The sequence below is a fragment of the Paraburkholderia phymatum genome (genome assembly GCF_040965635.1).
Classification (GTDB): Bacteria; Pseudomonadota; Gammaproteobacteria; order Burkholderiales; family Burkholderiaceae; genus Paraburkholderia; species Paraburkholderia phymatum_B.
Genome location: NZ_JBFRCH010000010.1, coordinates 139,247 through 162,065, shown reverse-complemented (window position 1 = coordinate 162,065; position 22,819 = coordinate 139,247). Strand labels below are relative to the sequence as shown.

At 62.4% G+C, this 22,819-nt stretch carries 19 protein-coding genes and 2 pseudogenes; 15 read left to right on the top strand and 6 right to left on the bottom strand.

Annotated features, from left to right (window positions below):
• Positions 1-12: 12 nt before the first annotated feature.
• Complete coding sequence (locus tag AB4Y32_RS19715; protein ID WP_368722947.1) at positions 13-624, top strand: DUF4136 domain-containing protein; 612 nt, start codon at positions 13-15, stop codon at positions 622-624.
• Between the two features lie 28 nt (positions 625-652).
• Here AB4Y32_RS19715 and AB4Y32_RS19710 read toward each other — a convergent pair whose 3' ends face one another.
• The 3 genes from AB4Y32_RS19710 to AB4Y32_RS19700 all read right to left on the bottom strand — a co-directional run bounded on the left by AB4Y32_RS19710 (position 653) and on the right by AB4Y32_RS19700 (position 4,730).
• Entirely contained in the window at positions 653-2,239 is a 1,587-nt protein-coding gene (locus AB4Y32_RS19710; RefSeq protein ID WP_368722946.1) for a Na+/H+ antiporter, read from the bottom strand.
• A 317-nt stretch (positions 2,240-2,556) separates the two neighbouring features.
• On the bottom strand, positions 2,557-4,443 hold the full coding sequence (locus AB4Y32_RS19705; RefSeq protein ID WP_368722945.1) for an amidohydrolase: 1,887 nt from the start codon (positions 4,441-4,443) through the stop codon (positions 2,557-2,559).
• Positions 4,440-4,730 carry a XapX domain-containing protein gene (locus AB4Y32_RS19700; RefSeq protein WP_368722944.1) on the bottom strand — a complete coding sequence of 97 codons (291 nt, stop codon included), beginning with the start codon at positions 4,728-4,730 and terminating at the stop codon, positions 4,440-4,442. The genes AB4Y32_RS19705 and AB4Y32_RS19700 overlap by 4 nt, the downstream gene beginning before the upstream one ends.
• A 510-nt stretch (positions 4,731-5,240) precedes the next feature.
• Here AB4Y32_RS19700 and AB4Y32_RS19695 point away from each other — a divergent pair.
• Complete coding sequence (locus tag AB4Y32_RS19695; RefSeq protein ID WP_368722943.1) at positions 5,241-5,936, top strand: hydrolase; 696 nt, start codon at positions 5,241-5,243, stop codon at positions 5,934-5,936.
• 251 nt (positions 5,937-6,187) lie between these two features.
• Here the strand turns inward: AB4Y32_RS19695 and AB4Y32_RS19690 are convergent, their stop codons facing one another.
• On the bottom strand, positions 6,188-7,108 hold the full coding sequence (locus tag AB4Y32_RS19690) for a LysR family transcriptional regulator (protein ID WP_368722942.1): 921 nt from the start codon (positions 7,106-7,108) through the stop codon (positions 6,188-6,190).
• Between the two features lie 178 nt (positions 7,109-7,286).
• On the opposite strand from AB4Y32_RS19690, the pseudogene AB4Y32_RS19685 reads away from it, so the two are divergent.
• From AB4Y32_RS19685 to AB4Y32_RS19645, 9 genes and pseudogenes are all read left to right on the top strand, one after another.
• Positions 7,287-7,940, top strand: a pseudogene (locus AB4Y32_RS19685) (hydrolase).
• Positions 7,941-8,025: 85 nt separating this feature from the next.
• The gene (locus tag AB4Y32_RS19680) at positions 8,026-8,361 is read left to right on the top strand and encodes a XapX domain-containing protein (protein ID WP_368722941.1); all 336 of its coding nucleotides are present in this window, start codon (positions 8,026-8,028) and stop codon (positions 8,359-8,361) included.
• Positions 8,358-10,250 carry an amidohydrolase gene (locus tag AB4Y32_RS19675; protein WP_368722940.1) on the top strand — a complete coding sequence of 631 codons (1,893 nt, stop codon included), beginning with the start codon at positions 8,358-8,360 and terminating at the stop codon, positions 10,248-10,250. The genes AB4Y32_RS19680 and AB4Y32_RS19675 overlap by 4 nt, the downstream gene beginning before the upstream one ends.
• A gap of 1 nt (position 10,251) precedes the next feature.
• Complete coding sequence (locus tag AB4Y32_RS19670; RefSeq protein WP_368722939.1) at positions 10,252-10,698, top strand: DoxX family protein; 447 nt, start codon at positions 10,252-10,254, stop codon at positions 10,696-10,698.
• A gap of 35 nt (positions 10,699-10,733) precedes the next feature.
• Positions 10,734-11,651 (top strand): glyoxalase, encoded by a 918-nt coding sequence (locus tag AB4Y32_RS19665; RefSeq protein ID WP_368722938.1) that lies wholly within the window; start codon positions 10,734-10,736, stop codon positions 11,649-11,651.
• Between the two features lie 108 nt (positions 11,652-11,759).
• Positions 11,760-12,497 carry a YoaK family protein gene (locus tag AB4Y32_RS19660; protein ID WP_368722937.1) on the top strand — a complete coding sequence of 246 codons (738 nt, stop codon included), beginning with the start codon at positions 11,760-11,762 and terminating at the stop codon, positions 12,495-12,497.
• A gap of 137 nt (positions 12,498-12,634) precedes the next feature.
• On the top strand, positions 12,635-14,089 hold the full coding sequence (locus AB4Y32_RS19655) for an alginate export family protein (RefSeq protein ID WP_368722936.1): 1,455 nt from the start codon (positions 12,635-12,637) through the stop codon (positions 14,087-14,089).
• A gap of 79 nt (positions 14,090-14,168) precedes the next feature.
• Entirely contained in the window at positions 14,169-14,534 is a 366-nt protein-coding gene (locus AB4Y32_RS19650; RefSeq protein ID WP_368722935.1) for a BON domain-containing protein, read from the top strand.
• A gap of 38 nt (positions 14,535-14,572) precedes the next feature.
• Positions 14,573-15,013 carry a DUF3331 domain-containing protein gene (locus AB4Y32_RS19645; RefSeq protein WP_368722934.1) on the top strand — a complete coding sequence of 147 codons (441 nt, stop codon included), beginning with the start codon at positions 14,573-14,575 and terminating at the stop codon, positions 15,011-15,013.
• Positions 15,014-15,032: 19 nt separating this feature from the next.
• Here AB4Y32_RS19645 and AB4Y32_RS19640 read toward each other — a convergent pair whose 3' ends face one another.
• The gene (locus tag AB4Y32_RS19640; RefSeq protein WP_368722933.1) at positions 15,033-15,809 is read right to left on the bottom strand and encodes a hypothetical protein; all 777 of its coding nucleotides are present in this window, start codon (positions 15,807-15,809) and stop codon (positions 15,033-15,035) included.
• 298 nt (positions 15,810-16,107) lie between these two features.
• Between AB4Y32_RS19640 and AB4Y32_RS19635 the strand changes: the two are divergent.
• The 4 genes and pseudogenes from AB4Y32_RS19635 to AB4Y32_RS19620 all read left to right on the top strand — a co-directional run.
• Positions 16,108-16,860: pseudogene (locus AB4Y32_RS19635) on the top strand (NTP transferase domain-containing protein); the annotation flags it as partial.
• A 396-nt stretch (positions 16,861-17,256) separates the two neighbouring features.
• Positions 17,257-18,966 carry a phosphoenolpyruvate mutase gene (aepX, locus tag AB4Y32_RS19630; RefSeq protein WP_368722932.1) on the top strand — a complete coding sequence of 570 codons (1,710 nt, stop codon included), beginning with the start codon at positions 17,257-17,259 and terminating at the stop codon, positions 18,964-18,966.
• The gene (gene aepY, locus AB4Y32_RS19625; protein WP_368722931.1) at positions 18,963-20,159 is read left to right on the top strand and encodes a phosphonopyruvate decarboxylase; all 1,197 of its coding nucleotides are present in this window, start codon (positions 18,963-18,965) and stop codon (positions 20,157-20,159) included. The genes aepX and aepY overlap by 4 nt, the downstream gene beginning before the upstream one ends.
• The gene (locus AB4Y32_RS19620; protein WP_368722930.1) at positions 20,159-21,226 is read left to right on the top strand and encodes a 2-aminoethylphosphonate aminotransferase; all 1,068 of its coding nucleotides are present in this window, start codon (positions 20,159-20,161) and stop codon (positions 21,224-21,226) included. The genes aepY and AB4Y32_RS19620 overlap by 1 nt, the downstream gene beginning before the upstream one ends.
• A gap of 350 nt (positions 21,227-21,576) precedes the next feature.
• On the opposite strand, the gene AB4Y32_RS19615 is transcribed toward AB4Y32_RS19620, so the two are convergent.
• The gene (locus tag AB4Y32_RS19615; RefSeq protein WP_368722929.1) at positions 21,577-22,731 is read right to left on the bottom strand and encodes a fimbrial protein; all 1,155 of its coding nucleotides are present in this window, start codon (positions 22,729-22,731) and stop codon (positions 21,577-21,579) included.
• Positions 22,732-22,819 lie beyond the last annotated feature (88 nt).

Sequence of the window (22,819 nt, the reverse complement as noted above, 5' to 3'; positions counted from 1 at the left end):
AATCGAAGCGAGATGAAAGTGAAGAAAGTGACGTATAGCGCCGCAGTGGTCCTTGCGAGTGTCGTCGGTCTCGCGGGCTGCGCCGATGTGACGACGGATGTGCACGCAACGGGCGCTGCCGTCGTGCTGCAGGGCGAGCGTACCTATGCGTTCGTGCGTGCCCCGTGGCCGCAAGCGCATCCCGCGAGCGAGCAGTACGAAGCGCTGGTTCGAAACGAGCTTGCGAACTATGGGCTCGTCGATCGGACGGCGGATCACGCGAGCTATCTGGTGTCGCTCGCGTATGACACGCGGCCTGCCGCCGTCGGCGTCAGCGCGGCCGATTGCGGGAACGCATGCGACGGTGCCGCGGGCACGGGCTTTTCGCTGTTCGGGCGCGAGTATCGGCATTCGATGACGTTGCGGCTCTTCGAAGCGGCAAGCGGCAAGGAAGTGTACAAGGTCACGGCGACGAGCCGCGACCGCGATGCCGACACCGAGCATCGCATTCCGTGGCTCGTGAAGGGTGCGCTGGCTCAATTCCCGTTCGCCGGGTACGGCGCGTGGCGCGTGAAGTTGCGGCCGGGCGATGCAGCCGACAAGCAGGTGCCGCGCGTGGTCACGATGAAGCGCGTCGACCAGTGACAAGTGACAGGGCAGGCTGCGCCGCCCGTCACGGTTCCAGCAGCCGATGCAGGCGCATTTCTTCGAGATCGAGTTCTGCCTCCAGCCTGTGCAGTACGGAGTCTTCGATCTTGCCTTCGCGATGCAGACGCAGCAGCGTTTGCCGCGAAGTCGCAACGAGATCGAGTTCGAGGCGCAAATGGCGGGCTCGCAGTTCGACCTGTTCGCTGCCTTCCGAATGCGCTTTCTCGTTGTTGCGCACTCTCACTTCGTATTCGTCGATGAGCCGTCGCACGAGGTTCTTGTCCTCGCCCTTGGCCGACTTGCTGATCTTCTCCAGCTCGTTCAACGATGCACGGAACGTATGCGAGCGGGCTTCCAGTTCCGACATCGTCGAGCCGCGCATCGGCTGGAGACCGATGATGCGGATCAGCACGCCGAGACTGCCGCCCTGTATCACGAGCGTCCCGAAGATGACGAGGAAGGTGCTGAACACGATGGCGTCGCGATTCGGAAACTGCTCGGGCAATGCAAGTGCAGCAGCGAGGCTGACGACGCCTCTGACGCCTGCCCAACCAAGAACGGCGATTTCGCCGGGACGCCATGGGCGTCCTGCATTGCGATGTCCAGACGCGATGCGCGCGGGCAGATAGATCCCGATCGCCACCCATACGAGGCGCGACAGAATCACGGCCACGATGGCGGGCAACGCGACGCTCGCGCTCGTCGCCAGCATCGAGCGCGTGTCGCCCATCCGCTCGACGATTCCGTGCAGCGCGAGTCCGATCAGAATGAACACGAGCGCATCGAGCACGAACACGATCACTTCCCACGTTGCCGAGGCCTTGATGCGCGTATGCGCATCGAAAGCGCGATGCTGACGCACGCCGAGCATCAGACCACACGTGACGACGGACAGCACGCCTGACCCTCCGAGCGCTTCCGCGATGCTGTAGCTGGCCCATGCCATGAGGAACGTGAGCACGATTCGAAGCATCGGGTCCGGGACGCGCTTGATCAGCGACATCATGACCTGTCCGCACGCAATGCCGACAGCGATGCCGACGAACGTCAACATCAGGAAAACGCCCGTCGCGCGGCTCGCCGTGAATTGCCCGCTGAACGCGGCTGCAATCGACATCTGATAGAGGAGAAGTCCCGTTGCGTCGTTGACGAGACTCTCGCCTTCGAGCACGGTAACGAGCCGCGATGGAAGCGGATTGCGATCGAGGATGGCTTTCGCGGCCACCGCGTCCGGCGGCGAGACGATTGCGCCCAGAGCAAAGCATGCGGGCCACGCCAATGCGGGCGCGAAGGCATGCACGGTGACGGCGACCGCGACGGTGGTGAACGCAACCGCGCCCAGCACGAGCGACAGGATGCTCAAGACCTCGCGACGGAAGTCCGACCACGCGGTGTAGAACGCGCTCGACATCAGCAGTGGAGGCAGAACGGCTGTCAGCACCAGGTTGGGGTCCATGTCGACGGTCGTGTGCCGTCCCATCCGCGCGACGGCCGCCCCGCCGAACAGCAGGATCACCGCGGGCGGAATCGCCATGCGCTCGGCAACCCATGTCAGTACGCCAGCACCGCAAACGAGCAGCAATAGGTAGTGAAAGAACTCGACGTTATTCATGCAGGATTTTTTCTGGCAAACATTGGACGCTTGGAGAAACGGAGGCAACGCGTTCGCGCGCATCGTTCTGCTCAGTGCGATGCGATGTTGCCACCGATGTTTAGTATTCGTGTGTGAAGGGGCCGATGAAGTGATGCTCGATACGGTGAGCCGGTAAGTTGGTAAGCAGGCGAGCGAAGCGAAGGGAAACAAGGCCCGCATTCAGAACGTGGGCACAGATATTGAAGCCGGGCTTGTTGAAGAGCGCTCGATGACGATGCCGCGCGCGTCACACATTCGAGCGCGCGGCATCATGCCGATATCGGACAGCCGGACTTCTAAACGGCCCAGCACGAGCAACCCAGCGCGCCCCAAAAACTTTTGAGGTCCGACGCAGGCACGCTCTTCGACCATGCTCGCGCATGCGCGTGACCATGCACGCCACAGGCGCTCGCACAACCGCAGGCCAGCGCGTTCTGGCTGCGCTGCAACGGCGTGCCTTGCGCGGCCCCCCATCCTGCATAGCCGCCGTATGCGCGCACGGGCGACCAGTCTGGCATCGCGGGCGGAATCGGCGCATCGTGATCTGCAAAAGGACCGGCCGCATACACGATCTTGCCGCCCACCACGGTCAGCACGGCAGTCGTATCGGCGATATCGGACTCGGGGCAACTCAGATAATCGCGGTCGGGCACGATCAGGTCAGCGAGTTGTCCCGTCTGAATGCGGCCTTTTTTGCCTTCTTCATTCGAGAACCATGTGACGTTCTCGGTCCACATGCGCAGCGCAGTCTCACGGTCCAGACAATTGCGTTGCGGATAGATCCGCAGTCCCGCGAGCGTCTTGCCCGTGACGAGCCACGAGAGCGCGACCCATGGGTTGTACGACGCGACACGCGTTGCGTCAGTGCCCGCCGATGTCTTCACGCCTTTCTCCAGCATGCGCGCGACGGGGGGCGTTGCCTCGGCTGCCGCTGAGCCATAACGCTCGACAAAGTACTCGCCCTGATACGCCATCCGATGCTGCACAGCAATGCCGCCGCCGAGTGCCGCGATACGGTCAATCGACCGTTCGCTGATCGTCTCCGCGTGATCGAAGAACCAGTTCAGACCTTTGAGCGGAATATCGCGGTTGACTTTTTCGAAGACATCGAGCGCGCGGCTGATGGTCTCGTCATAAGTCGCATGCATGCGCCACGGCCAACGGTTTTGCGCGAGCACACGAACGACTTCTTCGAGGTCGCCTTCCATCTCGGCGCTCATATCGGGGCGCGGCTGGCGAAAGTCCTCGAAGTCCGCTGCCGAGAACACAAGCATTTCGCCCGCGCCGTTATGCCGAAAGTAGTCATTGCCCTGTTTGTATTTCGACGTGCGCGTCCAGTTCAGAAAGTCTTCCTTTTCGCCTTTGGGCTTTTGCGTGAAGAGGTTATAAGCGAGGCGGATCGTCAGCAAGCCTTCGTCAGAGAGCTTCTGAATGACTTCATAGTCCTCGGGGTAGTTCTGAAAACCCCCGCCTGCATCGATCGCGCCCGTCACGCCGAGCCGGTTCAGTTCGCGCATGAAGTGGCGCGTCGAATCGACCTGATAGTCGAGCGGCAGCTTAGGGCCTTTTGCGAGGGTCGCGTACAGGATGCCGGCATTGGGCTTCGCGAGCAGCAGGCCCGTCGGATTGCCTGATGAATCGCGCACGATTTCGCCTCCGGGCGGCTCCGGCGTGTCTTTTGTATAGCCAACCACGCGAAGCGCAGCCGCATTGAGCATTGCACGGTCGTATAGATGGAGAATGAACACAGGCGTATCGGGCGCAACGGCATTCAGTTCTTCGATCGTGGGAAGACGCTTCTCGGCGAACTGATGTTCCGTGAAGCCACCGACCACGCGCACCCACTGCGGCGGCGGGGTGATGGCCACCTGACGCTTGAGCATTTCCATCGCGACGGCAAGCGACGGAACGCCGTCCCAACGCAACTCCATATTGAAGTTGAGGCCGCCTCGAATAATGTGCAGATGATTGTCGATCAACCCAGGCAAGACGCGGCGGCCCTGCAGGTCGATGACCTTCGTCGCATTGCCTGCGAGCGGCAGGATTTCGGCGTCGTCGCCCACGGCGCTGAACACGCCTTCGCGTATCGCGACAGCCGACGCTTCGGGCTTGCTCCTGTCGAGCGTGGTAAAGCGGCCGTGATGCAGGATCAGATCGGGCGTATCGCCAGCGTGAGTGCTCATGAGCGTTTCTCCGATGAATCGGCGGCGGCAGCGCGCGACGTGTTGCCCGTCTGGCGTCCGGGCAGCGAGCCGAACATATGCTGCGTGCACTTCGAGTCGGTCCATGCGGTGTGGAAGCCGCTGCCGGACAGCATCTGTTTCGCGACGGGAATGATCTGCTCGCCGCCGAGAATGCCGAGCAGCCCGACAAGGGCGACAAGAGGCGGAGCTGGGGAACGCACGTTGATGAGGCTGTAGATCACGCCAACAAGTACGCCCGCAAGCAAGGAGAAAAGATAGAGTTTCATTGGCTCGTATTCCTGTGGTTCACGCGTCGTGCGAGTGCTTCGCAGGCGCTGGGGTGATAGGAAACGGCGACAACGGGTCGCCACTCATGTTGGCGGATCGATGAAGGTGATGCGCAAGCACTGCACGCGCAACACACCGGCAGTGTGGAACGCACGCTCGTCATCTGGCGGCGAGTACGCGAAAGAGTATCGGGTTTAAAGCACGATGAAAAGAGGGCATCACGTGCATGCATATTTTGGAAATGAATCGATTCGATTTCTTTAGTGATGTCTTTCCGTATCACCTATACGGTGCAAAAAGCAGAAGAACATGCTGCTCGGTTTCTTTCCTCTGTCATCTTCTTCAGGAACGTGCGAAATAGCTTTCATATCTCGCGGTCCATGTCATACACTTCGAATCTCGTTGCCTATGTGGAAGACTACTCGGGCTGACGACGGCGATCCTGTCTTGCCTGAATCCTGGGGGCAGGGCGGTCCTTCTCTTCTATCGAAACGCGGATGGATCACACCATGAGTAATCCAAAGCTTGAAGTCTTGACGCCCTCCAACTGTCAGATCATTTTCATCGATCAGCAACCGCAGATGGCATTTGGCGTCCAGTCGATTGACCGCCAGGTACTGAAGAACAATGTCGTCGCGCTGGCAAAGGCGGCAAAGGTATTCAACATCCCCACCACGATTACCACGGTGGAATCCGAGAGTTTTTCCGGCTACACCTACCCTGAATTGCTGGACGTGTTCCCCGATCATCCGCTGCTCGAACGCACGTCGATGAACTCCTGGGACGATCAGAAAGTGCGTGACGCACTGGCGAAAAACGGCCGCAAGAAAGTCGTCGTTTCCGGCCTGTGGACTGAGGTCTGCAACAACACGTTTGCGCTATGTGCGATGGGTGAAGGCGGCTACGAGATCTACATGGTTGAAGACGCATCGGGAGGCACGTCGAAGGCCGCGCACGACTTCGCGATGCAGCGCATGATTCAGGCGGGCGTGGTGCCCGTGACGTGGCAGCAGGTCTTGCTCGAATGGCAGCGCGACTGGGCTCACAAGGATACCTATGATGCCGTGATGGCGATCGTCAAGGAGCATTCGGGCGCATACGGCATGGGTGTCGATTACGCATACACGATGGTCCACAAGGCAGCTCAACGCGTAAAGGAAAAGCACGAAGTACTCGCGCCCGTGCCGGCGCCAGTCGCGAAGTAAAAGCGCGAATAACACAGCGATAAAACAGAGGGAAGTGGCGGGCCACATTCGCTTGCCACTTCCTGCCTGCTTGTGGCTGCGTATCAATCGAGTTGACGGGGCGACGCAATCATCGAGGCAAAAGGCGTCGTCTGATTGCAGCGAATTCGATGACGACGGAGGTGAGCCGGATGACTCGGCGGATCGTGTCGACGGGTAAGTGCATGCGAGGAACCACAACTTGTGTTATCGGCTCCCGCATTCATGAGACGTCATTCTTCCGGGTACGCCCACGGTGCGCTCGCAAGAGATTCGACGAGAAAGTCCAGCAGCGCCGTCACTCGTGCGGGCCTGAGAAGGCCTGGCGGTGTAATCAGGTTGAGGTGAACTCTCGCGATCTGCCAGTCGGGCAAGACTTCTTCGAGTGCGCCGCTCGACAGCGCATCCCAGACGACGAACTCCGGCTGCAGCGCCAGACCCTGTCCGGCGAGCAGTGCGGGGCTGATGGCCTCGGCGTTGTTGCTGCTGATTCGCCCCTTCACGGGCACCACGTATTCCCCTTCCGACTCGTGACGGAAGCGCCATTGGCCGGGCGTCGGCAGGTTCGTGTAGATCAGGCACGTGTGATCGACGAGTTCTTGCGGATGCGTCGGGCGGCCGTGACGAGCCAGATAGTCGGGGCTTGCGACAAGCGGCCGGCGCACCGCGCACAGCTTGCGCGAGCGGAGCGAAGAGTCGGGCAGTTCGGCGATACGGAGTGCAACATCGAATCCTTCGGCAACGACATCGATCACCGTATCGGTGAGCGACAGGTCGATGTCGACGTGCGGATAGCGGTTGAGAAATTCAGGGATAAGCGGCGTCAGATATTTGAGGCCGAACGACATCGGCGCGGTGACGCGCACCGTGCCGTGCGGCGTGAGCGCTTGCGCGGACGCTTCGGCTTCCACTGCTTCGCCTTCGTTCAGGATGCGGACCGCGCGTTCCAGAGCCATCACGCCTGTCGGTGTCAACGACAGGCGGCGCGATGTTCGATACAGCAGTGCCGTGCCGAGCCGTTGTTCGAGCCGCGCGATGGCCTTCGATACCGTGGGCTGCGACATGCCGAGCGATTCGGCCGCTTTGGCAAACGAGCCGAGATCGGAAACGCGGGCGAATATTGCCCAGGCTTCAAGATCGGGTAGAGGTGGCATGAAAAGATTGGAATGGAATCTATTCATTCCATTCTATTTATTAGGTTGAGGAGGTCCAATACTATCGCTTCTCCGAAATCGACGTTGCGAAGGTGCTCATGAATTTCGATGACGTTCGCAGCGCGGGACGGTATTCATCATCCAACGTCACGTTTGTTGATTCAACCTGGAGAACACGATGCCTCAAGCTCAAGCCAAGCCCGGAAAACTGCTGCTCTCGCCGTCCGATCACACGCTGATCATGATCGATCATCAGTCGCAGATGGCGTTCGCGACGAAGTCGATCGATCCCGTGACGCTTCGCAATAACGCGGCGCTCGTGGCCAAGGCCGCGAAGGAGTTCTCGGTCTCGACCATTCTGACCACAGTGGCCTCGAAGACTTTCTCAGGCCCGATCTGAGATGAGATCAAGTCGGTGTTTCCGGAAGCGGACATCATCGACCGCACGTCGATGAACACGTGGGAAGACCAGCGCATCGCCGATCGCGTCAACGCGATCGGCAAGCCGCGCATCGTGTTCGCGGGTCTGTGGACGAGCGTGTGCATCGTCGGCCCGGCGCTGTCGGCGCTCGATCAGGGTTTCGAAGTGTATGTGATCGCCGACGCATGCGGCGACGTGACCGACGAAGCGCATGAGCGCGCGATGGAACGCATGGTGCAGGCGGGCGCGCGTCCGATGACCTCGCTGCAATACCTGCTCGAACTGCAACGCGACTGGGCGCGCAGCGAGACGTACAACCAGACGGTGGCGACGTCGATCCAGCACGGCGGCGGCTACGGCCTCGGCCTGATCTACGCGAAGACCATGTTTGGCGGCAGCGAAGGTCACTGACCTCGCGCCACAGTGGCAAGGCTGGCGCGTTTGCGCGCCGGCCGCTCTTTTAGATGATCCGACGACGCAAGCAAGGTGAGATTCGATGAAAGTGTATGTGTTGTCACTGGGCGCCGGCATTCTGGTCGGCGTCGTCTATAGCCTGTTGAATGTGCGTTCGCCGGCGCCGCCGCTCGTCGCGCTCGTGGGCCTGCTCGGCATTCTTGGCGGCGAGCAGATCATTCCCGTAGGCAAGCATCTTTTTTCGGGCTCGCCGCTTTCGACGGCATTGAACGAAGCGCGCAGTACGGCGCACATGTTCGGCATGCTGCCGAGCCGTCATGCCGTCGGGCAGGCTGGCCGCGCAAATATCGATGGTGCAGAAGGTGCCGATCACGCCGATAACGCCGATCGTGCCGATATCAAGGAAACCCGCTCATGATTGCATCCGCAACAGCCCCTGACCTCATCCTGCACAACGGCCGCTTCACGACGCTGAACCGCGCGAACCCGAGCGCGAGCGCGGTCGCGATCAAGGACGGCAAGTTCGTCGCTGTCGGCGATGATGCCGACGTCATGTCGATGGCGACTTCCGCGACGACGGTGATAGACCTGAAGGGACGTGCCGTTCTGCCGGGGCTCATCGACAACCACACGCACGTCGTGCGCGGCGGCCTGAACTTCAACATGGAACTGCGTTGGGACGGCGTGCGCTCGCTCGCCGACGCGATGAACATGCTCAGGCGTCAGGTCGCCATCACGCCGCCGCCGCAGTGGGTGCGCGTGGTCGGCGGCTTTACCGAGCAGCAGTTCGCCGAGAAGCGTCTTCCCACGATCGAAGAACTGAATGCCGTCGCGCCAGATACGCCCGTCTTCATCCTGCATCTCTATGACCGTGCGTTGCTGAACGCGGCGGCGCTGCGCGTGGTCGGCTATACGAAGGACACGCCGGAGCCGCCGGGCGGACAGATCACGCGTGACGGCGACGGCAACCCGACGGGTCTGCTGCTGGCGAAGCCGAACGCGTCGATCCTGTACGCGACGCTCGCGAAAGGGCCGAAGCTGCCGTTCGACTATCAGCTCAATTCGACGCGCCATTTCATGCGCGAACTGAACCGGCTCGGCGTGACGGGTGTCATCGATGCAGGCGGCGGCTTCCAGAATTACCCCGACGATTACGAAGTCATCCAGAAGCTCGCGGACGACGGACAGATGACCGTGCGTCTCGCGTACAACCTCTTCACGCAAAAGCCCAAGGCGGAGAAGCAGGACTTCCTGAACTGGACGAAGACTTCGAAGTACAAGCAGGGCGACGATTACTTCCGTCATAACGGTGCTGGCGAAATGCTCGTGTACTCGGCGGCGGACTTCGAAGACTTCCGCGAACCGCGCCCCGACATGCCATTGCAAATGGAAGACGAACTCGAAGAAGTCGTGCGCGTACTCGCCGAAAACCGCTGGCCCTGGCGGCTGCACGCAACCTATGATGAAACGATCAGCCGCGCGCTCGATGTCTTCGAGAAGGTCAACCGGGACATTCCGCTCGACGGCATCCACTGGTTCTTCGATCACGCCGAGACGATCTCCGAGCGTTCGATGGACCGTATCGCGGCGCTTGGCGGAGGCGTAGCGGTGCAACACAGAATGGCCTACCAGGGCGAGTATTTCGTCGAACGTTATGGCTCAGCGGCAGCCGAGGCGACGCCGCCCATCGCGCGCATGCTGGAGAAAGGTGTGCGCACATCGGCGGGCACGGATGCGACGCGTGTCGCGTCGTACAACCCGTGGGTGTCGCTTGCGTGGCTCGTGACGGGCAAGACGGTCGGCGGTCTGCGCCTCTATCCGCAGCGCAATCGCCTGGACCGCGATACCGCGTTGCGCATGTGGACCGAGAAGGTCACCTGGTTCTCGAATGAAGAAGGCAAGAAAGGCCAGATCGCAGTGGGCCAGCTTGCGGATCTGATCGTTCCGGACCGCGACTTCTTCGCGTGCCCCGAGGACGAGATTGCGAGCACCGTGTCGGATCTGACGATTGTCGGTGGCCGCATTGTCTTTGGCGCGGGAGCGTTTGCCGATCTCGACGACAACGCGCCGCCGCCCGCGATGCCCGACTGGTCTCCCGTGCGCCGCTTCGGTGGCTTCGCCGCACGGAAAGACTCGAAGGGAGAAGGCGAGGCTTCGTTGCAGCAGATGGCGGCGGCATCGTGCGGCTGCTCGAACGGATGCGCGGTGCACGGCCACGACCACGCGCGCGCGTGGTCGAACAACGCGCCCGCGTCCGATCTGCGCTCGTTCTGGGGCGCGCTCGGCTGCGCGTGCTGGGCGGTCTGACATGAACGCTCACGCTCAAGGGAATCCGCACTGGATCGCTGCGCTGCTCGCGCAGCCCTGGCTTCTGATGCTCATACGCACGGCGCTGGTGTCCGCCTATGTGATCGGCGGTCTGGCCAAGCTCGCGAACTTTCATGGCGCGGTTCTGGAACAGGAGCATTTCGGGTTGCACCCGGGATGGCTGTGGGCAGCGCTCGCGATCATCGTCGAGCTGGGCGGCTCGGCGTGCGTGATCGCCAATCGCGTCGTGTGGCTGGGCGCGGGGGCGCTCGCCGCATTGACGGCCGTGGCGATGTTCGTCGCGAACGACTTCTGGAACCTGACGGGCGACGCGCACTTCTTTGCGTTGAACGCCTTCTTCGAACACCTTGGACTGATCGCCGCGCTCATCATGGCGACATGCCTCGCCGGCGTCCAACATTCTTCCGGCCATGCCGGTGTTCAATAAAGACCCAATAAAGACCTTAAAGGACCTTCACCATCATGCGTAACCTCCGTTCCCTGATTGTGACGACGCTTGTTGCCGTCGGTCTTGCCGCATCGTCCGTTGCGCCTGGTGCGTTCGCTGCATCTGCCAAACCGGCGGCGGCTCCGCAGCTCTCCGTCGGACCGCAATACGACACCACGCACGTCTACGTCGCGCCCGATGACTTCGACAAGTTCACCGACAGCTTCGTCGCGACCTTCGGCGGCCACAAGTCGCAGCAAGGCGTGTTTCAGGTGACGCCGACGCCGAGCCAGACGATGTCGCAACTCGTCTTCACACCCGTCGGCACGATCTCGGTGTTCGGCTTCAAGACGCCCGTTCCGTATCCGTTCGGCAACGAGCGCACGGGCTACCTCGTGACGGACATGGACGCAGCCGTGAAGTCGGCGAAGGCACACGGCGCGGATGTCACGGTTGCGACGTTCCCTGATCCGATCGGACGCGATGCGATCGTCTCGTGGCCGGGCGGCGTCAACATGCAGCTCTACTGGCACACGAAGGCGCCGAATTACGATGCGCTGCAGACGGTGCCCGAGAACCGCGTCTACGTATCGCCGGAACGCGCCGATGCGCTGATCCGCAATTTCGTGGCCTTTTCGCACGGCAAGGTGATCTCCGACGATCGCAAGGCGCCGGGTGTCGAGATCGGCCGGCCTGACGACACGTATCGTCGCGTGCGGATCGAGTCGGGCTTCGGCCGGATGACGGTGCTGGTGACGGACGGCCACTTGCCGTATCCGTACGGCCACGAGATGACGGGATACGAAGTGTCGAATCTCGGCGACACGCTGCAGAAGGCGAAGGCAGCAGGCGTCACGGTGCTGGTCGCGCCGTTCACTTCGGCCAAACGTGAAGCGGCCGTCGTGCAGTTCCCCGGCGGCTATATCGCCGAGATTCATGCAGCGGCGCAGTAACGTGTGCGAGAACGCGGGCGTGCGATGTGTGATGCGTGCGTATGCGCGCAAGGGCGCGCGTGCCGATACCGTTTACTCCGATGTCATCCCAAGGGCGGGAGAGGATCGATGAAATCTGAAGACAGCGTGCTCGCCGCTATCGCAGGCTATGTCGATACGCTCAGCTTCGTCGCGCTTTTCGGCCTGTTCACTGCGCACGTCACGGGGAACTTCGTGCTGATCGGCGCGGAGGCGGCAGGCTTCGGCCAGGGCGTGTTCATGAAGCTGATGGCGTTCCCGGCATTCGTTGCGGGCGTGGTCGTCAGCAGCCTGCTCGTGAAGAGCATGGAACCGGCGACGCCCAATCGCGCCGCGTGTCTTCTCTATGCCGTGCAGGCGGCGCTGATGCTGGCCTTTTGCCTTGCGGGTGTCGGCGTATCGCCCGTGGTTCATTCGGACAGCACGCCCGTCATCGTGTGCGGGATGGTCGGCGCGGCGGCGATGGGCGTGCAGAACGCGCACGGCCGCCTCGTGGCGCGTCCCGGCGTGCCGAACACCGTGATGACGGGCAACGTCACGCAAGCCGTGCTCGACGCAATCGACGTACTTTCGCCGCGCGCGCCATCCGATGCGCAAGCCGTGGCGCGAACGCGTCTGGGCAAGATGCTGCCGGCCATTCTCGCGTTCGCTGCGGGCGCGATCGCAGGCGCGCTTGCGTATCGGCATGTCGGGTTCTGGGCACTGCTGCTGCCGTTCGTCGTGCTTGTGTGGCTCGCATTCAACGCACGCGATGGACAGACGGAGATGGCCACTCATCCTGGCGCTTCGCCAACCGGTTCTACGACCGCGACCAACGCAAGGAAATAGTCGAAGCGGTTCTGGTCGGACTGCTGATTGCGGCAGTTCACGTTCGATTGAACGGCAAGTGCGAACTCCATTTCGAACAGGCGCTGATGAATGTCGCGAGCAAACGTATCGCATTCCTTTCACGACACGGAGACGCTATGACGCGTGTGTGGCCCAGGCCGTTCGCAGGTACGAATGCTGTTGCGTGCCTTGCCCTTTTCGTCGCCGGCCTGGCGTTGAGCGGCAGTGCGCGGGCGACGGAGGAAACGGCTTCCGCCGATACGGCAACGGCCGCATGCACCGCGAAGCGGCCCGTCGTGCTGTTCAACCGCTGGCAGGAGGACTGGTCCGTGCTCGCGGACAAGTGCGTGCCCCGGCAGCCGCTGGATAGCCTCAAGTACATTCCCCTCGGCGGCGATCCGCATTCGTATCTGTCGCTCGGCGCGAATCTGCGCGAGCGCCTCGAAGTCAACGATGCGCCGCTCTTCGGCATCGGCACCGGGCATTCGGATACCTACGTGATACAGCGCGCGCAGCTCAGCGCCGACGCGCGTATCGGCCCGTACCTTCAGTTCTTCGCGCAGCTCGAAGATGCGAGGCCGTTCGGCAAGGATACGGTGTCGCCCGTCGACAAGAATCCGCTCGACCTCGAGCAGGCTTTCGTCGCGTGGGTCAGTCCGTTGGGACCGGGCACGTTCAAGTTCCGCGTCGGCCGTCAGGAGATGGCGTTCGACTTGCAGCGCTTCATCTCCGTTCGCGACGGCCCGAACGTGCGGCAGGCGTATGACGCGATCTGGGCGGACTACGAGTACGGCAAATGGCGCTTCATCGGCTATCTGACGCAGCCTGTGCAGTATCGCGACGTGACCACGTTCGACGATGTTTCGAACCGGCATCTCACGTTCAGCGGCGTGCGCTTCGAGCGGCAGGGCGTCGGGCCCGGTGATCTTTCAGGCTACTACTCGAAGTACAACCGCTCGAATGCGCGCTTCCTCGATGCAACGGGCGACGAGCATCGCGACGTCTTCGACCTTCGATACACAGGCAAGGTCGGCCGCGTGGACTGGGACGTGGAGTCGATGTATCAGTCGGGGCACGTCGGCAACAAGACGATCGGCGCGTGGGCTGTCGGCTCGCTCGCGGGCTACACGCTGGACCTTCCGTGGGCCCCGCGCGTGGGCGTCCAGATCGACGCGGCGTCGGGCGACGGGCATCCCGGCGACGGACGCGTTGAGACATTCAATCCGCTGTTTCCGAACGGCTACTACTTCACGCTCGCGGGCTACACGGGCTATGCGAACCTCATCCACGTGAAGCCGTCGATCACGTTGAAGCCGACGAGCAAGCTCGCGCTGCTCGGCGCGCTCGGTTTCCAGTGGCGCGAAACGACAGCGGATGCCGTGTATCAGCAGGCCAATGCCGTTGTGCCGGGCACGGCGGGACACGGCAGCCGGTGGACGGGCATGTATGTGCAGGTGCGCGCCGACTGGACCATGGCAGCGAACCTGATCGGTTCCGTCGAAGCGGTGCACTTCCAGGTCGGCGATTCGATTCGAAACGCGGGTGGCAGCAACGCGGACTACGTGGGCGTCGAACTGAAGTATGGATGGTAAGTGCATCGGAAGCGAAGCGGCACGTCATCGCGTGATGCCGCGTGTCGCCAGTTATCTGTGGGTCGGAAGGAGAGCATCGATGAACGCAAAGATCGCAATGACAGGGGCTTGGGCAATCGCCGTGCTGACGCTATCGACAAGCGTCTTCGCACAGACTGCGGGCGCGCCGAATGGCGCAAGCGCTGCGGCGCCTGCCGACAGCACGCAAACCGCCACGGCTACGAAAGTGAACGACCGCCAACTGGAAAAGGACGTGCATCATGCGCTCGGCAAGACGAAGCATCTGACGAGCATCGGTATCAGGGTTCACGCTGATGCCGGCGTCGTCACGCTGACGGGAACGGTGCCCAACCGTGCCGCAGTGGACAGAGCGGCTAGCGCCGCAAAAGGTGTTCGGGGCGTCACGGAGGTCAGGAACAACCTGACGATTCAGAGCGATCGATGAATGCCAGATAGCGAAACGCTTCGTAGCGGAGGAATGTGATGGGCACTTTCGCGGAAGAAGACATCGGGCGACGCGCGTTGCTGGACATCCTGCTACCCGTTGCGCACGCACCGGATTCCGCAATGGGCACGGCACGCGGGAAGAAGCAACGGTTCCGTTTGAAGAAGCGCCGCTTGCGGGAAGAGCGCGCGCCTGAAGTCGACGCGGAGCCTCGGCCGACGCGTATATCGGTTGTAGAGCGCCTGTCATCGGAAACCGTGAGCGTTTGCTGGAGCGACGCGAGAATGGGCCGTTACTCGGAACAGGTCTGGCGTCTGGGACGCGCGCGCACCGATTCGCTCTGCCTGTTGACGGGCAAACAGATTCGATACGGCGACAGGATCTTTCGGCCCCGGACCGAGCAGGGCTATCTCACGACCGATCACAACCGGATGATCCTCGCGTGCGCCATCGATGATTTGTGCTGTGCGGGTGCATGAGAAGCGCGAGTGCTCATCGTCACCGCGCGGCGTGATACGTCGAGCTCGCGGACCCATACGGGGAAGGATTGCCGAAGCGAGGCATCGATCCGTTCGCGCGGGCGTGCTTCAGTTCGGCGACGACTTCGGCGCGCGTTTTCGGACGTCCAGTGGAAACATGCGTGGTCGAATGATGGCGCGACGTCTGTCCGGCGTGTCGCGTCTTTGCGGATGTTTTGTCGGCCGACGCAAGCCGCTCGCGCCGCGTGCCGTGTTCCGGCCTGTCACCCGATTCGGTCGATGCGCGCACGAGGGCCGATGGTTGAGCCGGCGGCACCACGGCACGGTCTGATTTCTCCTCAACGGGACTGCGCGAAGCGTCGTGCGCGCCTTCGCGGACTGCGGCAGCGGCAACTGCGGGTGCCATCGTCTTCGCTTCCCTCGCTTCGCGGATATTGAGTTCTTTTTGCAACTCCAATGCTTCAGGAAGATTCGCGCGAACCGATAGCACTGCACCGAGCAATACCTTCGCGGACGTCAGATCGTTGCGGTGCAGACTCGCGCGTATCGACTGGAGGATGAACGCGATGTCGGCATCGGACGTGCCGTCGGAGGTAGCCGCAGATAGCTCGGCGCGACGCGCGGATTCGTCCGCCGCGCTCGATGAACTTGCACTGGGCGGATACTCGTCGCCGCCATACACCGACCGGTAGGCGGCAAGCCTGTCGCTGTCCATCGGCAGTGCAAGCGCCACCACTATCAAAACGACCATGATGACAAAGCCGGCAATGGCGATTCTGTCCGGTCGACGGATCATCGCGTTCCTCCTGACGAGTTGTGCGTCCCCAGGCCACCATTCTGCGTTGCCCAGCAATGCGCGTGCCAATGCTTTAAAGCGATCGCTGCAAAGCCATCGCCGATAAAAACCTCCACATTTTTCACTCTTATTCCATCAATTGCCAAAAGCGGGTTAGTTGGTCTGCAATAGATTCTCAATTCCGATATAGTCGCGATTTTTGGCGAGCCAGAATGCGCACGCGCACTGCGCGTTAAGCCCATTTCGAGCGCCGAATTAAAAAGCCAAAAGACCATTCACTCTTTTCCCTGGAACCCGAATGCGAGCGATCATTCTTGCCGCGGGCCTCGGCCTGCGACTCCAGCAACCCCCGGGGGAGCAGTTTCCAAAATGTCTGTTGCGATTCGATGGCGTGACGCTGCTCGAACGACATCTGTCGATGCTCGATGCGGTCGGTGTCGATGAAGTCGTGCTCGCGCTCGGTTTTCAGCCGGAACGCGTCGAGGCCGAATTGAAGCAGGCGGGCCGCAAGGTGCCCGAGATCAGACTCAATCCGCGTTTCGACCTCGGCAGCGTGCTCACCGTGCATACGGTTGCCGATGCGCTCACGCGCGGCGGCGATGTGCTGCTGATGGACGCCGACGTGCTTTACGACGAGCGCATGCTGGCCGCGCTCGTCGCCGGCGATCACGCGAACCGCCTGCTGATCGACCGTGATTACGAAGCAGGCGACGAGCCCGTGAAGCTGTGTTTGAAACACGGCGTGCCCGTCGAGCTGCGCAAGCAATTGGCCGTCGGTCTCGACTACGACGCGATCGGCGAATCGGTCGGCTTTTTCCGCTTCACGCATGCGGCGGCAGAGCGCTTCGCGCAGATCGTCGCGGGCTATATCGACAGCGGACGCGCAAACATGCCGCACGAAGAAGCCGTGCGCGACCTGCTGCTCGAACGCACTCACGCATTCGATGCGGCCGACGTCACCGGCCTGCCGTGGATCGAAATCGATTTTCCCAATGATGTTGCGCGCGCAAGCCAGGAAGTTCTGCCGCAACTTCAGCGGCCGGCTTTGCATGGGACCCGAGTAAGTGCTCTGCATGGCGCCGGAGTAAGTGCTAAAGCACCAACTCCGGCCGACAGCTCTGCATGGGGCTGGAGTAAGTGCTAAAGCACCAACTCCGGCCGACAGCTCTGCATGGCGCCGGAGTAAGTGCTAAAGCACCAACTCCGGCCGACAGCTCTGCATGGCGCCGGAGTAAGTGCTAAAGCACCAACTCCGGCCGACAGCTCTGCATGGGGCTGGAGTAAGTGCTAAAGCACCAACTCCGGCCGACAGCTCTGCATGGGGCTGGAGTAAGTGCTAAAGCACCAACTCCAGCCGACAGCTCTGCATGGGGCTGGAGTAAGTGCTAAAGCACCAACTCCAGCCGACAGCTGAAGCACTAACTCGGATCGACATTGGAGTTACACGATGAACGCACGCGAACCTTCTTTCGTCACCACGCTGTCGCGCAGCGCGCGCCTGCGACAGATGCTGACGAGCAACGAACTCGAATTCCTGATGGAAGCCCACAACGGCATCTCCGCGCGTATCGCGCGCGAAGCCGGCTTCAAGGGCATCTGGGGCTCGGGCCTTGCAATCTCCGCACAATACGGCGTGCGCGACAACAATGAAGCGAGCTGGACGCAGGTCGTCGATACGCTCGAATTCATGGCCGACGCGAGCGACCTGCCCATCCTGCTCGACGGCGACACAGGCTACGGTAACTTCAACAACGTGCGCCGTCTCGTGCGCAAGCTTGAGCAGCGCGGCATCGCGGGCGTGTGCATCGAGGACAAGCAGTTTCCGAAGACGAACAGCTTCATCAAAGGCGAAGCGCAACCGCTCGCCGACATCGACGAGTTCTGCGGCAAGATCAAGGCGGGCAAGGACTCGCAGACGGACGAGCATTTCTCGATCGTCGCGCGCGTCGAAGCGCTGATCGCGGGCTGGGGCATGGACGAAGCGTTGAAGCGCGCGGAAGCGTATCGCCAGGCGGGCGCCGACGCGATCCTGATTCACAGCAAGCTCTCGCGTCCCGATGAGATTCTCGAGTTCGCGCGCGAGTGGGCAGGGCGCGGTCCGCTCGTCATCGTGCCGACCAAGTACTACAGCACGCCGACGGAAGTGTTCCGCAAGGCGGGCATCAGCACGGTGATCTGGGCGAACCATCAGATTCGCGCGGCTACGTCGGCGATGCAGGCCGTCGTGAAGGAAATCTACGAGAGCCAGACGCTCGTCAACGTCGAAGACCGCATTGCGACCGTCAACGAGATCTTCCGTCTGCAGGACGCCGACGAGTACTCGGAAGCGGAAGAGCGCTATCTGTCGGCATCGCGCGCATCGGGCTCGGCCATCGTGCTCGCCGCGAGCCGCGGCAAGGGCCTCGAAGCGGTGACGACGGACCGTCCGAAAGTCATGCTGCCCATTGCGGGCAAGCCGCTGTTGCGCTGGCTCGTCGACGCGTTCAAGAAGCAGGGCGTCAACGACATCACCGTGGTCGGCGGCTATCGCGCCGACTCGATCGACACGGCGGGCATCAAGCTCGTCGTCAACGAGCGTCATGAAGGGACGGGCGAGCTGACGTCGCTCGCATGCGCCGTCGACGGCTTGCACAACGACACCGTGATTTCGTACGGGGACCTGCTGTTCCGCAGCTACATCGTGCGCGATCTGGTCGAAAGCGAAGCGCCGTTCAGCGTGGTCGTCGATTCGTCGACGGTTGCGGAAGCGGGCGCGGCGAACCAGAGCGTGCGCGATTTCGCGTGGTGCTCGTCCGCCGACGATCGCGGCCTGTTCGGCAACAAGGTGCTGCTGCGCCGCGTGGCGAACAACGAAGCCGACGTAAAGGGCGAAGCGCCGCATGGCCGCTGGATCGGTTTGCTGAACGTGCGCGGCGAAGGACGCGAGCGCTTGCAGGCGGTGATGAACACGCTGCGCGCGCGCGCCGATTTCGATGCGCTCGATATGCCCGCGCTGCTGAACGCGCTGATCGAAGCCGGCGAAGAAATCGAAGTGCAGTACGTGCACGGCCACTGGCGCGGCGTGAACGACCTCGAAGACTTCCGTCGCGCGGGCGATTTCGCGCATGAGCAGACGCCGCTTGCAAAGGGCGATGCGGCGGGAGGCGCGGCGCAATGATCGAAGCTGCGCAGTTCGTCGAGGCGGCGCGCGAGCGTGGCTTCGACTGGTATGCGGGCGTGCCGTGCTCGTATCTCACGCCGTTCATCAACTACGTGTTGCAAGACCCGAAGCTGCACTACGTATCGGCGGCGAACGAGGGCGATGCCGTCGCGTTTATCGCGGGCATCACGCTCGGCGCGCGCGGTGGTCAGGAAAACGGCGGGCGCGGCGTCACGATGATGCAGAACTCGGGCCTCGGCAACGCCGTGAGTCCGCTTACGTCGCTGACGTGGACGTTCCGTCTGCCGCAACTGCTGATCGTCACGTGGCGCGGCCAGCCGGGCGTGCCCGATGAGCCGCAGCATCAACTGATGGGCCCCATCACGCCGGCGATGCTCGACACGATGGAGATTCCGTGGGAGACGTTCCCGACGGAAGCGGACGCGATCGGCCCCGCGCTCGATCGCGCGATCGAGCATATGGATGCGACGGGCCGCCCGTACGCGCTCGTGATGCAGAAGGGCAGCGTCGCACCGTATGAGTTGAAGGACGCGGGCCGCGCAGCGAAACGCGCAGTGCGTGCGTCGCGCGACGTGTCGCGAGGCGTCTCATCCGATGCGCTGCCGACGCGCAACGAGGCGCTGCAACGCGTGATCGCGCACACGCCTTTGGATTCGACGGTCGTGCTCGCATCGACGGGTTTCTGCGGCCGCGAACTCTACGCAATCGACGACAGGCCGAATCAGTTGTACATGGTCGGCTCGATGGGTTGCCTCACGCCGTTCGCATTGGGTCTTGCGCTCGCGCGTCCCGACCTGCATGTCGTCGCGCTCGACGGCGACGGCGCCGCGCTGATGCGCATGGGCGTGTTCGCGACGCTCGGCGCATACGGTCCGTCGAACCTCACGCACATTCTGCTCGACAACGGCGCGCACGATTCGACGGGCGGCCAGTCGACGGTGTCGCCCGAAGTGTCGTTCGCGGGCGTCGCGGCGGCGTGCGGCTATGCGTCGGCTGTCGAAGGCGATGACGTGAGCCTGATCGACGAGCTGTTCGCATCGCCGCAACTCGAAGGTCCGCGCTTCGTGCGCGTCGCGATCCGTCGCGGCACGCCCGATGGCCTGCCCCGCCCGACCATCACTCCGCCTGATGTGAAGACGCGTCTGATGCGCCACATCGCCACTTCCGGCTCGAACGAAGGAGCACGCTGATGCTGCTGATGAATCCAGGCCCCGTCACGCTGACTGAGCGCGTGCGCAACAGCCTGCTGCAAACGGACCTGTGCCATCGTGAGAGCGAGTTCTTCGATCTGCAGGACGAAACGCGCGCGCGTCTCGTGAAGCTGTACGATCTCGACCCCGCGCAATGGAGCGCCGTGCTGATGACAGGCTCGGGCACGGCGGCCGTCGAAAGCATGATCGCGGCGCTCGTGCCGGAAGACGGCAAGCTGCTGATCGTCGAGAACGGCGTGTACGGCGAGCGCATCACGCAGATCGCGACGCAGTACCGCATCGCGCACAGCATCGTGAAGCACGAATGGATGCAGGCGCCGGATCTCTCACGCATCGCGGCCGCGCTCGACGCCGACACGTCGATCACGCATGTCGCCGTGATTCATCACGAGACGACGACGGGCCGTTTGAACGACCTGAAGGCGCTCGCCGAGGTTTGCCGCGCGCGCAACGTGGAGATGCTCGTCGATGGCGTGAGCAGCTTCGGCGCGGAAGAGATCGATTTCGCCGAAGGCACGATTGCAGCCGTCGCGGCGACGGCGAACAAGTGTTTGCACGGCGTGCCGGGCGCGGCGTTCGTGATCGTGCGGCGCGATGCGTTGGCGAGCGCCGCGAGCCGCACGTATTACCTCGGGCTCGCGCGTCTCGCGAGCTTGCAGGATCAGCGCAATACGCCGTTCACGCCGTCCGTGCATGCGTATTACGCGCTTGTCGAAGCGCTGCGCGAACTCGACGACGAAGGCGGCTGGAAGACGCGTCACGGGCGTTATGCGGCGCTCGCCGAGCAGGCGCGCGCCGGGCTTGCTGCGCGCGGGATCGACAGCGTGTTGCCGCCGCAGGAGTGTTCCGTCGTGCTGCGCGCGTATCGTCTGCCGAAGGGCATCGCGTATGAGCAGCTGCACGATGCGTTAAAGGCGCGCGGCTTCGTGATCTATGCGGGGCAGGGCGGTCTGTCGAAGGAGCTGTTCCGCATCTCTACGATGGGGGCGATTCATGCGCCCGATATCGAGCGGTTGCTGGCGAGCTTTGATGAGTTGATGCGGTAGGCTCGCCCGTCATTGACTTCTCTTCGATGACTCGACACCCGGAGGCATCCGGACTGGCGCTGGTGCGCCGATACCCGTCTCCGGATTCGTCGAGCCCTGCGGTATGGTAGGGCGACCGCTGGCCAGAGTTGCCGGGGCCACGGGACTGCCGGCGGCAGGCGCACCGGTTCCCGTCATATTGGCCCGCGGCGCGCCGACGGCTGGCGCGCTTATGCCTGCTGCGCCTGCCGGGATCGGCGAGGCCACTGCAACCGCGCACATCGCCAGCGTCAGAAGAGCATGCGTCGTCTTCATATTGATCTCCTTCAGGGATGGCATCGCATCCCGTTTGTATTGCGGGTGGCATGAACTCACTGATAGTTCATCGTAAAAGTCATCACCGTGTTGGCCGACCCGGCCAGCACCGGAGAGCCCGGTATCTCGTAGTAGCGAGCCTTGAACGGGATGCTGAAGTTGCCGCCCGCCGGGTTGTATGACGTGAAGGCAATGGGATTTCCCAACGGCACCGGAGTACCTGATCCGTCCAGTAACTGCACGCCGACACCACGCGCCTTCGATCCACTGTCCAGTGCGACTACCGAGTTGGCGGTATCGACAACCGACGTGACGGCATCGATTTCGTAATGGACGTTGTTGATGCCGGAAGGACAGCTATTGAGATTGATCGTGAAGGCCGTGGTGCTCGTCGTCGAACCGACTCCATTGAACTCGGTATTCGCGTGCGATCCGAGATTCACGGTCACGGATGGAGTCGTGCACGCAATCTCCTGGAAACTCGGATTGCCGCTGACGACAAGATTCGCGTTGAGGATAGGGCCTGCGATCGGTCTGTCTGACATCCCGACCGTGCCAATCACAGCCGGCATGCTGATCGTCCCGCCCGTGACAGGACCGGTTTTCACGAATGCAAACGTGAGACTCGCGCCAAACCAGAGAGTCGGGGCAGGACTAGCACCACCGGAGGTAGAAGCACCCGAGCCGGCCCAATTGACGTTGTCCAAAGGTATGCCGATTGGAAGACTAAATTCGATGTCGGCCCACACATCCGCCCCGGTTGTACCGTCAGACCAGGACTGCAGCTGCGAGGCCGCGCCGATCACCAGACCAACGCCGGCGAGGTTCGTCTGGAACACCGTAAAACTCTGGCCATCTTCAGAATATGTCTGGCCGGCTGGCGTCAGCGTCGCGAGGTACGCCGGGCCGGAATAGATGACATTCCCAGCCGGCGGAGTGCAGCTCCATACATGCGCATAGGTCCTTGAGAATCCCGTCCATGGCGTAATGCGCGTGCCAACAGGGGTATCGCGCGGCACGCTGTAGGAACCGGCCGGCAGCGCAAAGCTGAGGCTGCCCGGGGCAGGACCGGAAGAACACGTGACAGCGAGGGCATTCGCACTCGTCAAGCCGGCCAGAGCGATCAATGCGGCCGCAGCCAGCCGGGACCATCCAGCGGAGCGTCGCCAGCGCGAGAGACCGCGCAGCGCGAACATCCAGTTGTCAAACATCACCACTCCAATTGTGGGAAGACACGCTTCCCGTCACCTTCATATCTCAACGATCGATCCGACCTTCGCATGCGCGGATCGTCAGCGG

Excerpts from the sequence above, each read along its gene's own strand:
- AB4Y32_RS19615 (WP_368722929.1), bottom strand. The coding sequence starts at position 22,731 with ATGTTTGACAACTGGATGTTCGCGCTGCGCGGTCTCTCGCGCTGGCGA.
- AB4Y32_RS19705 (WP_368722945.1), bottom strand. The coding sequence starts at position 4,443 with ATGAGCACTCACGCTGGCGATACGCCCGATCTGATCCTGCATCACGGC.
- AB4Y32_RS19675 (WP_368722940.1), top strand. The coding sequence starts at position 8,358 with ATGATTGCATCCGCAACAGCCCCTGACCTCATCCTGCACAACGGCCGC.
- AB4Y32_RS19645 (WP_368722934.1), top strand. The coding sequence starts at position 14,573 with ATGGGCACTTTCGCGGAAGAAGACATCGGGCGACGCGCGTTGCTGGAC.
- AB4Y32_RS19640 (WP_368722933.1), bottom strand. The coding sequence starts at position 15,809 with ATGATCCGTCGACCGGACAGAATCGCCATTGCCGGCTTTGTCATCATG.
- AB4Y32_RS19715 (WP_368722947.1), top strand. The coding sequence starts at position 13 with ATGAAAGTGAAGAAAGTGACGTATAGCGCCGCAGTGGTCCTTGCGAGT.
- AB4Y32_RS19680 (WP_368722941.1), top strand. The coding sequence starts at position 8,026 with ATGAAAGTGTATGTGTTGTCACTGGGCGCCGGCATTCTGGTCGGCGTC.
- AB4Y32_RS19670 (WP_368722939.1), top strand. The coding sequence starts at position 10,252 with ATGAACGCTCACGCTCAAGGGAATCCGCACTGGATCGCTGCGCTGCTC.
- AB4Y32_RS19620 (WP_368722930.1), top strand. The coding sequence starts at position 20,159 with ATGCTGCTGATGAATCCAGGCCCCGTCACGCTGACTGAGCGCGTGCGC.
- AB4Y32_RS19710 (WP_368722946.1), bottom strand. The coding sequence starts at position 2,239 with ATGAATAACGTCGAGTTCTTTCACTACCTATTGCTGCTCGTTTGCGGT.
- AB4Y32_RS19700 (WP_368722944.1), bottom strand. The coding sequence starts at position 4,730 with ATGAAACTCTATCTTTTCTCCTTGCTTGCGGGCGTACTTGTTGGCGTG.
- AB4Y32_RS19650 (WP_368722935.1), top strand. The coding sequence starts at position 14,169 with ATGAACGCAAAGATCGCAATGACAGGGGCTTGGGCAATCGCCGTGCTG.
- AB4Y32_RS19695 (WP_368722943.1), top strand. The coding sequence starts at position 5,241 with ATGAGTAATCCAAAGCTTGAAGTCTTGACGCCCTCCAACTGTCAGATC.
- AB4Y32_RS19690 (WP_368722942.1), bottom strand. The coding sequence starts at position 7,108 with ATGCCACCTCTACCCGATCTTGAAGCCTGGGCAATATTCGCCCGCGTT.
- aepX (WP_368722932.1), top strand. The coding sequence starts at position 17,257 with ATGAACGCACGCGAACCTTCTTTCGTCACCACGCTGTCGCGCAGCGCG.
- AB4Y32_RS19660 (WP_368722937.1), top strand. The coding sequence starts at position 11,760 with ATGAAATCTGAAGACAGCGTGCTCGCCGCTATCGCAGGCTATGTCGAT.
- AB4Y32_RS19665 (WP_368722938.1), top strand. The coding sequence starts at position 10,734 with ATGCGTAACCTCCGTTCCCTGATTGTGACGACGCTTGTTGCCGTCGGT.
- aepY (WP_368722931.1), top strand. The coding sequence starts at position 18,963 with ATGATCGAAGCTGCGCAGTTCGTCGAGGCGGCGCGCGAGCGTGGCTTC.
- AB4Y32_RS19655 (WP_368722936.1), top strand. The coding sequence starts at position 12,635 with ATGACGCGTGTGTGGCCCAGGCCGTTCGCAGGTACGAATGCTGTTGCG.